This is a genomic window from Pseudoalteromonas sp. 3J6 (assembly GCF_903995135.1).
In the GTDB taxonomy this organism is placed as follows: Bacteria; Pseudomonadota; Gammaproteobacteria; order Enterobacterales; family Alteromonadaceae; genus Pseudoalteromonas.
In genome coordinates this window covers 4,011,861-4,026,765 of sequence record NZ_LR877185.1, presented here as the reverse complement: position 1 = coordinate 4,026,765, position 14,905 = coordinate 4,011,861, and the positions used below count along the sequence as shown (strand labels likewise).

Genomic DNA, 14,905 nt, shown 5'->3' with positions numbered 1-14,905 from the left:
CAGTGAATTTATCACTGCTAATAGTAATAGGGTGGTAAAAAGGGTAGAATCGAGCGGTTAAATTATAGCTTGTTGGACTGTTTTTCCGACACAGAGGATATTATGAAATTTGAATTAGACTGCACCGATGGCAAAGCACGCCGCGGTCGCTTGATTTTTGACCGAGGTGTAATAGAAACACCAGCGTTTATGCCTGTAGGCACTTATGGCACGGTTAAAGGCATGACACCTGATGAAGTTAAAGCAACGGGGGCACAAATCTGTTTAGGCAATACATTTCACTTAATGTTGCGTCCAGGTACTGAAATCATCAAACAGCATGGTGATTTACACGATTTTATGAACTGGGACTTCCCAATTCTTACTGACTCAGGCGGTTTCCAAGTATTTAGCCTTGGCGCAATGCGTAAAATCACTGAAGAAGGCGTAATGTTCCAATCGCCAGTTAATGGTGATCAAATTATGATGTCGCCAGAGAAATCAATGGAAGTGCAGCGTGATCTTGGCTCAGATATCGTGATGATATTTGACGAATGTACGCCATATCCTGCCACTGAAAAAGAAGCCAAAGACTCTATGGAGCTTTCTCTTCGTTGGGCTAAGCGCTCAAAAGAAGGGCATGGCGACAACCCGTCAGCATTGTTTGGTATTATTCAAGGCGGTATGTATCCTGAGCTTCGTGCACAATCACAAGCGGGCCTTGAAGAGATTGGTTTTGATGGCTATGCGCTTGGTGGTTTATCGGTTGGTGAACCTAAAAATGAAATGATCAATATTCTTGACCATTGTGCTTATAAAATGCCAGAAAACAAACCACGTTATTTAATGGGTGTAGGCAAGCCAGAAGACTTAGTTGAGTCGGTTCGTCGTGGTATTGATATGTTTGACTGTGTAATGCCAACGCGTAATGCACGTAATGGTCACTTATTTATTACAACGGGTACCATTAAAATCCGTAACGCAGTGCATAAAACAGATACGGGTCCACTTGATCCAGAGTGTGATTGCCATACCTGTAAAAATTATTCGCGCGCCTACTTGCATCATTTAGACAAATGTAACGAAATTTTGGGTGCACGACTAAACACTATCCATAACTTACGATACTATCAACGTGTTATGGAAGGTTTGCGTAATGCTATTAGCGAAGGTCAACTAGAGACATTTGTCCACGATTTTTACGCTCGCCGAGGCCAAGAAGTGCCAGAGCTAGCTGATACAACAAATTAAAATTTAAAAATTAAAGAGGAAGTATTATGAGTTTATTTATTTCAAACGCGCATGCAAGCGCTGGTGCACCTGCAGCAGGCGGCGGTATGGAAATGCTAATTATGTTAGCGATTTTTGGTTTGGTTTTTTACTTTTTAATTTACCGCCCGCAAGCAAAGCGCGTAAAAGAGCATAAAAGCTTAATGAGCGCGATGGCAAAAGGCGATGAAGTGCTAACCCAAGGTGGTTTAGTGGGTAAAATCGTAAAAATTGCTGAAGATAAAGACTTCATCGTGATCTCATTAAATGAGCAAGCAGAAGTAACAGTACAAAAATCAGCAGTATCTGCTGTATTGCCTAAAGGCACAATGAAGTCGCTATAAAAATAATAAGGACGACCCCGTGTTAAACAAGTTTCCAATTTGGAAGTATTTACTTGTTTTAGCTGTGTTAGCCATTGGCCTTTTATATGCTTCACCAAACCTGTATGGCCGCGATCCGGCCATACAGGTTTCTGGCGCTAAAGGCACCGATGTTGACCTCAGTGTTGTAGACAAAGTAAACGCAATCCTCAAAAAAGATAACGTAAGCGCTAAATCGACAAAGCTCGAAGATGGGCAAATTCTTGTTCGTTTTAAAAATGTTGAAGACCAACTAAAAGCGCAAGACTTACTGCGTAACTCGCTAAGTAACGATTATATCTCAGCGATTAATATGGCTCCTGCACAACCGGCTTGGTTAAAGTCGTTGGGCGGTAATCCTATGAAGTTAGGCCTAGATTTAAGTGGTGGTGTGCATTTCACCATGGAAATCGATATGGTCACTGCGGTGGATAATCAGTTAGAGCAAATGGAGCAAGATTTCCGTAGCGACCTGCGTGAAGAAAAACTACGTTATCGTAGTGTGCGCCGTGTAGCTGGCTCTGAGCGTATGCGTGTAGAAATGCGTAACGAAGAAGATAAAGACGCTGCAGAGCGCTTTTTAGAAAGCCGTTATCCATTAAACGTTTACATTGATGATAGCAGTAACGATAACGCATTCTTTGCCACTATGAGTGAGCTAAAGCTAAAAGAAATTCGTGACTATGCTATCAAGCAAAACGAAACTATTATTCGTAACCGTATCAACCAAATTGGGGTTGCAGAGCCAAACGTACAGCGTCAAGGTGCTGAACGTATTATTGTGCAATTACCAGGGATTCAAGATACCGCTCGCGCTAAAGAAATTTTAGGTGCTACGGCAACGCTTGAGTTTCGTGAGGTTGACGAAAATGCTGACATAAGCGCCGCTGCTCAAGGTCGTATCCCACCGGGTACTGAAATGATCATGAGCCGTGATGGTTATCCTGTGGTACTAAAAAAACGCATTATTCTTGAAGGCAGCCATATTACTGGTGCGCAGTCAGGTGCAGATGAGTACCAGCGTCCACAAGTAAGCATTAAACTCGATAGTAAAGGTGGGGCAAAAATGAATGCCTTTACCAAGCGTGCTATCGGTAAACGTATGGCTACCGTGTTTATTGAATACAAGCCATCAGGTAAAAAAGACAGTGACGGTAAAGCACTTCCGCCAATTAAAGTGGAAGAAGTTATTAACGTAGCAACCATTCAAGCGCGTCTTGACCGTTCATTCCGCATTACCGGTATTGATAACCCTGCTGAAGCACATAACTTAAGTTTACTACTGCGTGCGGGTGCACTGGTTGCGCCTATTCAAATTGTAGAAGAACGTACGGTTGGGCCAAGCCTAGGTCAAGAAAACATTGAAGCAGGTATGACTGCTGTAGCCCTTGGCTTTGCGTTTGTACTGGCCTTTATGCTTATTTACTACAAAGGTTTTGGCCTTGTTGCGAATATTGCACTGGCTGCCAACTTAGTACTTATTATTGGTGTTATGTCGTTAATTCCAGGTGCAACGCTTACCTTACCGGGTATAGCTGGTATCGTACTGACTGTTGGTATGGCAGTTGATGCGAACGTACTTATATTTGAACGTATTCGTGAAGAGCTAGCCGATGGCCGCAGCCCTCAACAAGCGGTTCATTTTGGTTATGATAGCGCCTTTAGTACTATTTTTGATGCCAATATCACCACATTAATTGCGGCGATTATCTTGTTTGCTGTTGGTACCGGTCCTGTTGCTGGTTTTGCGGTAACCCTAGCAATTGGTATTTTAACCTCTATGTTTACAGCAATTATAGGTACCCGTGCGGTTATCAACCTATTTATTGGTGGTAAACGTGTTGATAAACTTTCAATTTAAGGAGCAGACATGCAAATTTTAAGATTGGGCGGTAAAACCCTTCGTTTCATGTCTCTTCGAAAAGTGGCAATGGGCTTTTCTACGTTATTAATTATAGCGTCGCTGGCGTCACTTTTTGTTAAAGGCTTAAATTTCGGTTTAGATTTTACCGGCGGTACAGCAGTTGAGGTGGGTTTTTCGCAACCTGCCGATCTGAAAAAAGTACGTAATGTACTGGCTGAAAACGACTTTGCTGATGCATCGGTACAGCTTTTTGGCTCAAGCCAAGAAATACTGGTCCGTTTAGCCCCTCGCGGTGATGATGTAAAAGCAGAGGTAATTGGTAACCAAGTAATTGCTGCCCTTAAACAAGCTGATGATAGCGTAGTAATGCGCCGCATTGAGTTTGTAGGCCCAAGCGTAGGTGAAGACTTAAAAGAGCAGGGTGGCCTTGCCATGTTAACTGCACTTATTTGTATCTTAATTTATGTGGCGTTTCGCTTTGAATGGCGTTTTGCTGTGGGCGCAGTTGGCGCGCTTTTACACGATGTAATCATTACGATTGGTTTATTCTCGGTGCTTGGTTTAGAGTTTGACTTAACTATTTTGGCAGCAATACTTGCCGTGATAGGTTACTCACTAAACGATACCATTGTTGTATCAGACCGTATTCGTGAAAACTTCCGCAAAGTGCGCATTGACGACACGATTGAAATTATTGATATCTCGCTTACGCAAACACTTAACCGTACCTTAGTAACCTCAATCACTACTATTTTAGTACTGATTGCGTTATTTGTATGGGGCGGTCAAACCATTCATGGCTTTGCTACTGCACTACTATTTGGTGTGTTTATTGGTACTTACTCTTCAGTTTACGTTGCCAGCTCGGTGGCTATTGCCATGGGCGTAAGTAAAGAAGATTTAATACCAGAAGTGATTGAAAAAGAAGGCGCTGATTTAGATCCAATGCCTTAATTGCGATTAAACTATTTTTAAAACAAAACCGCTCCTAGTGAGCGGTTTTTTATTGCCTCCTAGATAAGTCACATAATAGTCATACTCAGTTGGTATTTTATTGCTCTTATTAAATTTTTATTTGAGCTAGTAGTGACTGAGCAACGACAAGTCTTAGAATCAATTTTACAACAAGGAGCAATAACAACCTTGTTCCAACCTATTTTCGATATAGCTAAGCAATCTATTATTGGGTATGAAGCGCTTAGCCGTGGCCCTAAAAATGGTCCATTAGCCATGCCAAATAAGCTATTCGAAGCGGCTCATAAATACCAATTGATTTCAGAGCTTGAGCTTTTATGCCGTTCTCGCGCCATTGAAAATTTTGTAAAACTCAGTCTGCAAGGGAAGTTATTTTTAAATGTCAGCCCAAAAATTCTACTCGATCCGAGCCACCCTAAAGGCGAAACCTTACATTTAATTGAACAGTTTGGTCTTGCTGCCAATCGTGTGGTGATTGAAGTAACTGAACAAGAAAAGGTAGATGATGGTTTTTTACTGTTAAAAACCATCGCGCATTATCGAGAGCTGGGCTTTACTATTGCTATTGACGATCTCGGTGCAGGTTATTCAGGACTAAAGCAATGGTCGCAGTTATGCCCAGATATTGTAAAAATTGATCGTTACTTTATTGATCATTGCGATCAAAGCGAAGTTAAAAAAGAATTTCTAAAATCAATTATGGTGTTAGCACGGGCAACAAATACAGCGGTGATTGCAGAGGGAATCGAACGTTCCGAAGAGTTAGATTTAGTTAAAAGTATAGGCATAAGTCATGTTCAGGGGTTCTTGTTAGAAAGACCGAGTCAACAGCCAAGTTATGACTACAACTGTAAACAGTTACAATCGCTCACTTCGACCCAAGCCGCCTCAAAGTTTGAACAATCAATGGCAATAGGTGTGCTTGCTGTTGCTCAGCCTGCTATTAGCAGTCATACGCGTTGTAAAGAAGCTCATGCACTTTTTGAGCAAGACAAAAGCATAATCAGCTTACCGGTATTAAATAGCAGTCAGCAGCCAATAGGGCTGTTACACAAAGATCAGCTAACAGAAGTGTTTGCCGCGCCTTATGGGCATGCACTTTATGATAAATGTGAAGTCACTGAGTTAATGGATAAACAACCTTTGGTGGTTGATGAAAATCAAATGCTTGATATTGTCTCCCAGCAAATAACAGAGCAAGACTTTGATATTCGTCGCCATATTGTTATCACCTGCAACAATAAATATTTAGGCTTGGCACCGCTCAGAGACATACTAAAGCACATTACAGCAGAAAAAATCCGCCATGCTCAACATGCTAACCCTTTGACCATGTTACCGGGTAATGTGGCAATTAGTGAGGTAATAGAGCAGCGTCTGCAACATAAACAGCCATTTTCACTAGCCTACATCGATTTAAATCACTTTAAACAATTTAACGATTTGTATGGCTATGCCAGTGGGGATAGCGTAATAAAACTTCTGGCCGATGTTACTGTAAAAGCGTGTGCGCACAGCGCTAATTTTGTCGGGCATATTGGCGGCGATGACTTTATGGTGGTGTTTGAAAAGAAAGATGCGGTGGAGATTTGTAATACTATTATCTCGCAATTTGAACTACAGTCACGCGTGTTTTTTACGCCAGAGCATATTGCTGGAAAAGGGTATTGGGCAACTAATCGAGAGGGCGAAAAGCAGTTTGTACCTTTACTTACATTATCGATAGGTTTAGTTGAACCTGATCTGCAGCAGTGTAAAAATAGTCATCAAGTAGCGGCATTAGCGACAGATGCTAAAAAAGAAGCAAAACGTTATCGTCACAGCTACTTATTTATATGTAATCGAAGAAGGCCTGCTCCCGCTATTGTACGTTTATCCAATAGTAAAAAAAGTGGCTAACAAAAAGCAAAAAAGGAGCCTAGGCTCCTTTTTTTAGTACGTAATTACGATTAACGTAATAACGACTCAGATAATACTGGGCGCATTTCGCGAACAATCGCCTGTGTTAGCTTAGGTGCACCACAGATTACGTTACCGCTCACGTTGTAGTTATTACCGCCAGCAAAATCAACAATCATGCCGCCAGCTTCTTTAACTAATAGCTCGCCTGCTGCTGTATCCCAAGGTTTTAAACCAATTTCAAAGAAGCCATCAACACGACCCGCTGCAACATACGCCATATCTAGCGAAGCAGAGCCTGCACGACGAATATCAGCCGTGTGAACAAATAACGCTTTAAACGCTTCAGAGTATGCATCTAAGTGATGCTTTTGTTTGAAAGGAAAGCCTGTAGCAAGAACAGAACCAGCAAGTTCAACCGTTTTAGATACACGTAAACGTTTGCTGTTTAACTGTGCGCCTTGACCGCGAGAAGCAGTGAAAAGCTCGCCACGAATTGGATCGTAAATTACGGCTTGGTCTAAACGACCTTTAACTTTAAGTGCAATAGATACTGCGAAATGAGGGATACCCTTGATGAAGTTAGTTGTGCCATCAAGTGGGTCAACAATCCATTGGTAATCAGCATCCTTACCTTTGTGTTCGCCTAACTCTTCACCAACTATGCAGTGATCAGGGTAAGAACGTAAAATAGTGTCACGAATTACGGCTTCGGCTTCTTTATCAATGTTAGTAACTAAATCATTGGTGCCTTTTTGTTGCACTTCAACTTTTGATAAGTCTTCACTTGCACGAAGAATAAGTTTGCCTGCGTTACGCGCAGCGCGAACCGCAATGTTTAACATTGGATGCATGGTATTACCTTTGGGTTGTAAAAGAACGTTTATATATTTAAGCCGGCGTATTTTAGCGGTTTTTGCCATAAAGTAAACCATAAAGCCTAAATACTTATGAGTGTTTTTTGTACAAGTATGATCTTTCGATATATTTATTGAAATAAAAACAAGCAATAAATTTGTAAATTAGCGCTTTACCTAAAGTGAGCTTGAGGTTTTATGATGTTCTATATTCAATTAACAGGAAGAAAATTATGAAATTAGAACACGTAAATTTAGTTGTCAGTGATATAAACGCCATGCTTAAGTTTTACCAAGCAGCGTTTCCCTATTGGTCAATTAGAAGTGAGGGAGAAGGAACCTGGTATGGTAAAGCAAGGCGCTGGGTACATTTTGGTGATAACGATCAATATATTGCTATAAGTGATCACGGTGAAGGGAAAAACCGTGACTTATCAGGGCATCAAATTGGTTTGGCACACTTTGCTTATATAACCAATAACTTAAATGCAGTAATAGCGCGCCTAAAGCATGCGGGCTTTGAAATAAGTAAGCAAGGCGCTGTAAATCCATTTAGAAAGAACATTTATTATATTGATCCCGCAGGGTTTGAGGTTGAGTTTGTAGAGTACATGAGTGATGTACCTAGTGAGCGAAATAACGACTTATAATATGAATGAAGCCAACAATTTTGGCTTCATTAAATGTTTAGCATATTTAATAATGTTTACCATTCATGCCAAGTTGAGTTTTCAGATCATTTGCAAAGCTAATAAATTTTTCTTTAATAGTGCGTTTAACTTTAACTTCCACAGAGCCTAAAACAGTTTTTCCTTCAATTTGAATCGTTGGCCCTTGGCGTTTATTGAGTGAAACTGTTTTATTTTCAAAACTGCCTAAAATACAAAACATTTTAGAAACTACATTAACGTGCTCAGGTACATATATTTCTTCGCTGCCGAGGTAACAATTAACGTGAATAGTGACATGTTGGTGGGTAAAAATAGCATCCGTAAAATCAAGATTGATTGACCCCATGTAGTTTTCTATATAAATTTTTTGAGGAGCGACCCATTGGCCGCTTCGTTCACTTGAGCCAAGAATGCTTCTTAATGTGAGTGGCTCTTCACTCCCCTTATGCTGCGCACCATAGTTAGGTGAAAACTGCGAGTGCTTTTGCGCCTTATATTGCTGATCAGTATTTAAGGTTAAATCTTCAACAAGGGCCATAAGCGCGTTATTGTTACTCGCTGCCATTGCATCGTCTAAGCGCCTTTCAAATGCTTCTACAGAAATGACACCATGGCTGTAATTATAAATGAGTTGATCAATTACTTGCTCACGAACTTGCTCGATAGGGCGGTCTTCAATTTTAACAGACATTTAAATTATCCTTTTAAGGTTGCTGGCTATTTCAGAGCAAGCCTTATACCAAATATTAATTTATTTAAAATCAGTGCTTTATGTTTTTTGTTTCTTCGTTTTTTATTATATTAACGACAGATTAACCAAATATACAATTATTTAGTAAGTTTCGCTATTCGAGAAAGTTTTACGCAATGGTCTGTAAATGTTTACTTTGTAGGTTTAAGTCAGTATTGGCTTATTTTGGCTAAGTCATTGAAATTAATGCGTAAAAAACATTGGCCCGATGTTCGCATTAGTTAAAGTGTCTTTAATCAAATGGAGAACGATTATGAAAACATTTAATAAGTCTATGATTGCAGCCCTAGTATTAGGAACAACCGCAATGGGCGCTCAAGCAAGCAGTTGGGAAAACGAAAGCAAAGATGCTTGGATTGATGGAAAGGCAGAAACAGTACTGCTGATGAACACCAATCTAAACAACTTTGATATCAACACGGACGTAAAAAACGGCAAGGTAATGCTAACAGGTAAAGTAAACAGCGACGTAGATAAAGAGCTTGCTGAAGAACTCGTGCTAAGCCTAGATGGTGTAACTGACGTTGAAAACAGTCTAACTGTGGTAAAAAACACCGACATGAAGAAGCATGATTCTAAAATGATGGGTAACGACACGGAAAGTGATTTGACCGATGCCAAAATCACAACAGTTATCACAACGCGTTACTTATTTGATTCTGAAGTAGGTGGTACAGACATTGATGTTGATACCGATAATGGTGTAGTAACTCTTAAAGGTTCAGTTGAGTCTGATGCTGAAAAGCAATTAGCGATGGAAATTGCTAAAAACGCAGAAGATGTTCGCGAAGTAGTTGATGAATTAACTGTTATTGCAGAATAATACACTATACTAAAAGCCCAGCCCTGCTGGGCTTTTTGCTTTGCTAACATTATAAGGATTAAATTATGGATATCATCAGAATTATTTTTTCTATTTTATTACCACCACTGGGTGTATTTTTACAGGTGGGGTTAGGGATGCACTTTTGGTTAAATATTTTGCTAACCTTGCTCGGCTATTTCCCAGGACTAATTCATGCGATTTATATTATCGCCAAAAAATAACGCCATATCGCAGTAATACATTTAATACTGAGTTGCTAATTGCCATCGTAAGGTATGTGTATTAGTTACTCAGACTACTATTATTTAATGAGTTCGTTTCCTCGAAGTCACCATCAATAAATCTAAAAGCCTACTATTTGAGCAGTTAGCCCCTTGATTGTTAAAATAAAGCTTTTTGCTAGTGACAAGCCCCTAAAAACTTTTTATACTGCAACCCGCTTTAGTCGCTCTGTGGCTAAACGCTTCAAAAATTAACTGCTTACAGTTATACAAAAATGGCCCCTTAGCTCAGTTGGTTAGAGCACACGACTCATAATCGTTAGGTCCCCAGTTCGAGTCTGGGAGGGGCCACCACTTTTCAAAGCTTTCCAAGTAAATAGAAACTCATTTTCCTAGTTTATAAAATTCATTTTTATTATTTCTATCGTATTTACCAGTACACTGATTTTTTTATTAATTCTATAGAATACATTGCAATAAACACAGTTGAATCTACTATTAAAGTGTTATGGGGTTTTATTATAAAAATCTTTAATTAGAAACCTCTAATATCGCTACTGTTAATTGTGTGCAGTATATAAAATATCGCTTAGTTACTTCTTAGGTGCTCTATGTTATTAAAACGAAAAGTATACCTCAGTCTTATTTTGGCTGTTGTTGCTCCTTTAGCAATATCTACTCTAATATTTTCCAATAGTATTCGCTCAAATACAGAAGAAAAGCTAGCCAAAGTAGATTTACCTACTGCGCTTAGTGAAGTGAAAAGCCAAATTGAATTGGAGCTTTCTACACCCATTATTGTAGGCAAGGAAATAGCGCAAAACTTATTTGTTCAACAATGGATGAATAATAATGAAGATGCACAAAGCCGCGGTAAATTTATTGATTACCTCAAACATATAAAAAATAAAAACCAAGCCAGTAACGCATATATTATTTCTAAAAACTCCCGCAACTATTACACCGATGAGGGTATTTCCAGACAAATAGACAGCAGTGATACTTGGTTTGATGTTTTTTTAGCATCGGATAGGCCATTTGAAGTTGCGCTCGACATAGATAAAGGCAGCTCTGAGGTAATGGTATTTATTAATTATGCCATTGAGTTTGATGGGCAACGACAAGGAATTGCCGGAATAGGCCGTTCGCTCGATTCTATGGTGGATCTCATAAGTGAATATAGAATAGGTGAGGGCGGCATTGTTTATTTGGTCTCTGGTAGTGGCGAGATTATGCTGCATGGTGATAAAACTAAAATAGGGCAATCAGTTGACTTGGCGCCGATTAAAAATGGGGCAATTCAAAGTAAAGTAATTGATGGTGATGACTATGTTGTTTCAAGTACGCCAGTAAACTCATTAGGCTGGCACTTAGTCGCTGAAATTCCCCAAGAGCAATTATATGGCCCAATTAATAGCGCTATTAGTACTAATATCATTTTTGGTGTAATTATTGCGCTTGTAGGTTTAGCGTTAGCACGCGTGTTGGTAGGGCAAATATTTAGGCCAATCGAAAGCATTACTGCAGCAGTGAATGCGTTAACAGAAAAAGATGGCGATTTAACGGCGCGACTTCCTACTGACGATAATAATGAAATTTCCGATTTAGCGATTAAGTTTAATCTGTTTTTAGAGCAGTTACATTATATGTTTAAACAGGTTTCTGAGTCGGCAATTCATGTTAAAGGTATTTCCCAAGATGTACTTGAGCAAGTACAAGGAGCGGCTAATTTAGCTGAGGTACAGTCATCGAGTACACAAACGGTGGCGGCAGCGGTTAATGAGATGGAAGTTACGGTTCAAGATATTTCTGGCAGTGCCAGCAATGCGGCAGATATTGCTACTAAAACCGAAGAGACTACACATAAAGGCGTTGATTTTGTGCAAAGCACAATTAAACAAATGGAGCAGCTGGAAGCATCGATGGCCAATTCTGTGGCTTCGGTGTTAGAGCTCTCGACAGAGATTAAATCAATTTCTCATGTATTGGATGTCATTAAAGGGATTTCTGAGCAAACTAACTTATTGGCGTTAAATGCGGCAATTGAAGCGGCGAGAGCTGGAGAGCAAGGGCGTGGCTTTGCAGTAGTTGCTGATGAAGTGAGAACGCTTGCACAGCGTACTGCGGAGTCTACAGAGCAAATTAATGAGATGATTGCTTCGTTAAATGCTAAAGCTTCAAGCACGGTAACTGCGATTGAATTGGGTAGCAAAAACACCTTAGAAAATGCCGAGCGATTAAAAGAAACAGGCCATACATTAAATGGTATTTCACAGGAAATTGTACTGTTAAGCGAGTTAAATAACTCAGTGGCTACCGCAACGAGAGAGCAAACGTTAGCAACCTCAGAAATTAGCCAAAATATTGTGATGATTTCCGACTCGGCAGAGCAAACCAAAGAAAATATGAAAAAGTCAGAGCAGCTTTGTAGTGGCTTAAATAAAGAGTCGAATATTTTAAGGGATTTACTAGGTAAGTTTACGCTTTAACCGCGGTTTTATAAAAATTAGCAGAGCGGGGATACCATCATAGTTATAGAGCACTTGCCTATAACTATGATGTTTTAACAGCGGTTAATTTTTACGATAAATCTCGTGATTCATTTCGTAAATATTAACGCTTAAGCTATCAGAAGCTCTACAATATGTTTGTAGGCACGCTAGTAACTGCTCACTTAGCTTTTGCTTTTGCTCAATAGAGCGCCCAGCCATAATATGTACAGCAATATGAATAAACCCTTCTTTACCCACACCTAATTGGTAATGTTGATACGCAATAGCACGAGTTTTTATTGTTTCTAAATCAAATAAGCCACTTTCAAATGTTGTTGTGTGGATTTTTTCCACTAGAACCTGAGGTAATAAAGGCAGATCTTCTGAGTGTTCAATAATAATGTGTGGCATTTAGCGTATCCTCTTTAGATTGGTTTGTTTAATTATACCAAACGGGTTTGTACACGCTAACCCTATAGAGCTTAATTTTTAAAAATTTGGCTTAGCATAGTTCAGGCTGTTGCTTTTAGGGCAAATATTTTTGGTTGATACGTTTTATGTCAATTTGTGGTGACTTATACGAAGAGTATACCAGCCAGTTGGTATTTGAAATATAGGTTAAGCCAGAGGTACGACTAAATGCGCGTTCGGGAAGGCGTATAACGTCATGATGGCTTTTGGTTGAGAAGTCGTAATAACTTAATCGGTAATCACCTTGTTTTACATTAAAATAGTAAATACGCGATGTCGCTAAGGTGTCGCCTTCAAAAAAGTACCACGAATTATGATTAGATAAATTAATTTCGCTAACCAGTGGTTGCTCAGTTTGGCTATCAGGAGCTTTTATCCATAATTGATTAGTTGCTTGGTTGGCAAAAACTAAAGCGCCTTGCTTGTTTTCATAAGCATATAATGTTGGTGAATCTATGGCTTGTTCGAGTTTATTACCATTTAAATCGAAGCGATACACGTGCTGATCATCAGAGACTAATACGCTTTTACTGTCTGCAGCCCAGCTCGGTTTACCATGATCGCTAAAGCCCGTAGGTAATAATTCACTGGTTTGTTTATTAAAGTCATACAGGTATAACGCATGACCACTAGGGTGCGAGGCAACAAAAGCAATATAATCACCATCAGGCGACCATACTGGGTGGTAAATATTGGCATTGAGATTAGTGAGCTGCTTTCGAGACGTACCGTCTTTATTTGCGGTCCACAATTCCATTGAGCCCGATTCATTAGAGACAAACGCGAGTTTGTTTCTGGCTTTATTGTAATTAGGAAAGCGGGTACTAAAATGGCTCGATAACACTGGGAAAGGAGAGCTTGCAACCGCATTATTAACCTCTAAACGCATTAAAGCCGAGTCTATATTCCACTGATGAAAATACAAACTGCCATCACTGGCAAATTCTGGATAGCTTAAGCCATCTATGCGGGCATTGATCATTTGTTGTGTTTTAAGGTTGTAAAAGTACCCTTGGCGTTTACCTTTTTTCACACCAGAAAAAACGAGTTGCGTCTTAGAGGGGTGCCAATCAACGCCTCTCATATCAATAAACCCAGTAGTTAACTGCTTTGCATTGCCTGTTTTTATATCGATTAAAAATAATTCTTCAAACCCCGTTGGTAAGTTACGAGATACTACAAGTTGAGTTGCATCTGGGGAGAACACAACCGACTCATCGCTATATTGGCATGCTGAAATACAAGGTATTTGAGTAATTGTGTATGGCGATGAGGTTAAATCAACAAGGTTAAGTTGAGTCAGATTATTTTCATCATCTTCACTAATATAAACCAGTTTAGTACCTAGGGCATTTATGTCTATATCGGTACTCGCTTTGTTACCACACTTCCCTAAAATAGTGGTATTTCCCGAGGCAATATTTTGCTGAATAACCTCACAGCCTTGACCAGATATACGGCGATAATAATAAACAAAGGTTAAGTCAGAGCTAAATACCGCTCGACCTTCAATGAATGGGGTGTCGGTAAGTGCTATTGCAGCTTGTTCGGGTAAATGTAAATCACGTAAGTATAAATTTGCTTTATGACCAGGGCGGCGCCAAGAATATGCTAAAAAGTGACTGTCGCTGGATATAGCGGGGAATAGCTCTCGTCCTGGGCTGGTAGTAATGGTTTCAACATGATCGTATAAGCGCTCTGCTTGTTGCGATAGCGCAAGTGGCTTATTTTCATCGCTAAAAGCGTTGTAACCCCAGACTCCAGCGAATAACAAGACCACGATAGCCATGGCTACAGCAAAAATATATTTAGGACGAGTAGAGGATGTATTAATACTGTTCTGCACGTTTGGCATTATTGGCTTTTGCACTAAGCGATAACCTGTTTTACGCAGTGTTTCTATGTAGGTGTTGTCGGGGTCAAGCTCTTTAAAGCTTTTACGAAGGTGCCATATGGCATTAGTGAGTGCTTTCTCACCCACATATTGATTACCATCCCATACGTTTTCGATTAGTTGTTCCCGACTCACCGCACTTGGATAACACGCTACTAAGTAGGTCAGCAGCTCTATAAATTTAGGTTGTAAAATACAGGCTTTATCAGCACAAAACAGCTTATTTTCAAACGCCGATATTTGGCAACTTCCAATTGAAAAAGGCTGTTGAGTATTCATAGTATGTGTATTTAAACCTCTTCCTAGTATGAGTTATTAGCGATGTTTGTACGTGTTGTTTAATGCAAAGTAACACGATAATTAGTTAACATTCA

Annotated in this window: 13 protein-coding genes and 1 tRNA gene; 10 read left to right on the top strand and 4 right to left on the bottom strand. The window is 39.7% G+C overall.

All coding sequences use genetic code 11. The features are described from left to right. Nucleotides 1-102: 102 nt before the first annotated feature. The 5 genes from tgt to P3J6_RS18375 all read left to right on the top strand — a co-directional run bounded on the left by tgt (nucleotide 103) and on the right by P3J6_RS18375 (nucleotide 6,348). Nucleotides 103-1,230 carry a tRNA guanosine(34) transglycosylase Tgt gene (gene tgt / locus P3J6_RS18395; protein ID WP_054202633.1) on the top strand — a complete coding sequence of 376 codons (1,128 nt, stop codon included), beginning with the start codon at nucleotides 103-105 and terminating at the stop codon, nucleotides 1,228-1,230. 26 nt (nucleotides 1,231-1,256) lie between these two features. Further along, a complete protein-coding gene (yajC, locus tag P3J6_RS18390) occupies nucleotides 1,257-1,592 on the top strand; it encodes a preprotein translocase subunit YajC (RefSeq protein WP_010391747.1) in 336 nt (111 codons plus the stop codon). A gap of 19 nt (nucleotides 1,593-1,611) precedes the next feature. Next, a complete protein-coding gene (secD, locus tag P3J6_RS18385; RefSeq protein ID WP_010391748.1) occupies nucleotides 1,612-3,471 on the top strand; it encodes a protein translocase subunit SecD in 1,860 nt (619 codons plus the stop codon). A gap of 9 nt (nucleotides 3,472-3,480) precedes the next feature. Further along, nucleotides 3,481-4,428 (top strand): protein translocase subunit SecF, encoded by a 948-nt coding sequence (gene secF, locus P3J6_RS18380; protein ID WP_008466355.1) that lies wholly within the window; start codon nucleotides 3,481-3,483, stop codon nucleotides 4,426-4,428. Between the two features lie 132 nt (nucleotides 4,429-4,560). Next, nucleotides 4,561-6,348, top strand: a complete 1,788-nt coding sequence (locus tag P3J6_RS18375) for a GGDEF domain-containing protein (RefSeq protein ID WP_138606583.1) — start codon at nucleotides 4,561-4,563, stop codon at nucleotides 6,346-6,348. Between the two features lie 50 nt (nucleotides 6,349-6,398). Here the strand turns inward: P3J6_RS18375 and suhB are convergent, their stop codons facing one another. After that, nucleotides 6,399-7,202, bottom strand: a complete 804-nt coding sequence (gene suhB / locus P3J6_RS18370; protein WP_054202669.1) for an inositol-1-monophosphatase — start codon at nucleotides 7,200-7,202, stop codon at nucleotides 6,399-6,401. Between the two features lie 236 nt (nucleotides 7,203-7,438). On the opposite strand from suhB, the gene P3J6_RS18365 reads away from it, so the two are divergent. Continuing rightward, a complete protein-coding gene (locus P3J6_RS18365; protein WP_178956650.1) occupies nucleotides 7,439-7,855 on the top strand; it encodes a VOC family protein in 417 nt (138 codons plus the stop codon). Between the two features lie 46 nt (nucleotides 7,856-7,901). Here P3J6_RS18365 and P3J6_RS18360 read toward each other — a convergent pair whose 3' ends face one another. Next, the gene (locus P3J6_RS18360; protein WP_198523732.1) at nucleotides 7,902-8,567 is read right to left on the bottom strand and encodes a LiaF domain-containing protein; all 666 of its coding nucleotides are present in this window, start codon (nucleotides 8,565-8,567) and stop codon (nucleotides 7,902-7,904) included. Nucleotides 8,568-8,880: 313 nt separating this feature from the next. Here P3J6_RS18360 and P3J6_RS18355 point away from each other — a divergent pair, with 313 nt between their 5' ends. The 4 genes from P3J6_RS18355 (at nucleotide 8,881) to P3J6_RS18340 (ending at nucleotide 12,163) form a co-directional block, all read left to right on the top strand. Beyond that, on the top strand, nucleotides 8,881-9,450 hold the full coding sequence (locus P3J6_RS18355; protein ID WP_138606577.1) for a BON domain-containing protein: 570 nt from the start codon (nucleotides 8,881-8,883) through the stop codon (nucleotides 9,448-9,450). A gap of 65 nt (nucleotides 9,451-9,515) precedes the next feature. Then, nucleotides 9,516-9,674, top strand: coding sequence for a YqaE/Pmp3 family membrane protein (locus tag P3J6_RS18350; protein WP_008466367.1), 159 nt, complete (start codon nucleotides 9,516-9,518; stop codon nucleotides 9,672-9,674). 277 nt (nucleotides 9,675-9,951) lie between these two features. Further along, nucleotides 9,952-10,028: transfer RNA gene (locus P3J6_RS18345), tRNA-Ile, on the top strand. A gap of 257 nt (nucleotides 10,029-10,285) precedes the next feature. Continuing rightward, nucleotides 10,286-12,163, top strand: a complete 1,878-nt coding sequence (locus tag P3J6_RS18340; RefSeq protein ID WP_138606561.1) for a methyl-accepting chemotaxis protein — start codon at nucleotides 10,286-10,288, stop codon at nucleotides 12,161-12,163. A gap of 84 nt (nucleotides 12,164-12,247) precedes the next feature. Here P3J6_RS18340 and P3J6_RS18335 read toward each other — a convergent pair whose 3' ends face one another. Then, nucleotides 12,248-12,577, bottom strand: coding sequence for a 5-carboxymethyl-2-hydroxymuconate Delta-isomerase (locus P3J6_RS18335; protein WP_008114843.1), 330 nt, complete (start codon nucleotides 12,575-12,577; stop codon nucleotides 12,248-12,250). 115 nt (nucleotides 12,578-12,692) lie between these two features. Beyond that, on the bottom strand, nucleotides 12,693-14,810 hold the full coding sequence (locus tag P3J6_RS18330) for a winged helix-turn-helix domain-containing protein (RefSeq protein ID WP_198523731.1): 2,118 nt from the start codon (nucleotides 14,808-14,810) through the stop codon (nucleotides 12,693-12,695). Nucleotides 14,811-14,905 lie beyond the last annotated feature (95 nt).

Coding starts and splice junctions, on each gene's coding strand:
- tgt (WP_054202633.1), top strand. CDS start 103: ATGAAATTTGAATTAGACTGCACCGATGGCAAAGCACGCCGCGGTCGC.
- yajC (WP_010391747.1), top strand. CDS start 1,257: ATGAGTTTATTTATTTCAAACGCGCATGCAAGCGCTGGTGCACCTGCA.
- secF (WP_008466355.1), top strand. CDS start 3,481: ATGCAAATTTTAAGATTGGGCGGTAAAACCCTTCGTTTCATGTCTCTT.
- suhB (WP_054202669.1), bottom strand. CDS start 7,202: ATGCATCCAATGTTAAACATTGCGGTTCGCGCTGCGCGTAACGCAGGC.
- P3J6_RS18365 (WP_178956650.1), top strand. CDS start 7,439: ATGAAATTAGAACACGTAAATTTAGTTGTCAGTGATATAAACGCCATG.
- P3J6_RS18360 (WP_198523732.1), bottom strand. CDS start 8,567: ATGTCTGTTAAAATTGAAGACCGCCCTATCGAGCAAGTTCGTGAGCAA.
- P3J6_RS18355 (WP_138606577.1), top strand. CDS start 8,881: ATGAAAACATTTAATAAGTCTATGATTGCAGCCCTAGTATTAGGAACA.
- P3J6_RS18350 (WP_008466367.1), top strand. CDS start 9,516: ATGGATATCATCAGAATTATTTTTTCTATTTTATTACCACCACTGGGT.
- P3J6_RS18340 (WP_138606561.1), top strand. CDS start 10,286: ATGTTATTAAAACGAAAAGTATACCTCAGTCTTATTTTGGCTGTTGTT.
- P3J6_RS18335 (WP_008114843.1), bottom strand. CDS start 12,577: ATGCCACACATTATTATTGAACACTCAGAAGATCTGCCTTTATTACCT.
- P3J6_RS18330 (WP_198523731.1), bottom strand. CDS start 14,810: ATGAATACTCAACAGCCTTTTTCAATTGGAAGTTGCCAAATATCGGCG.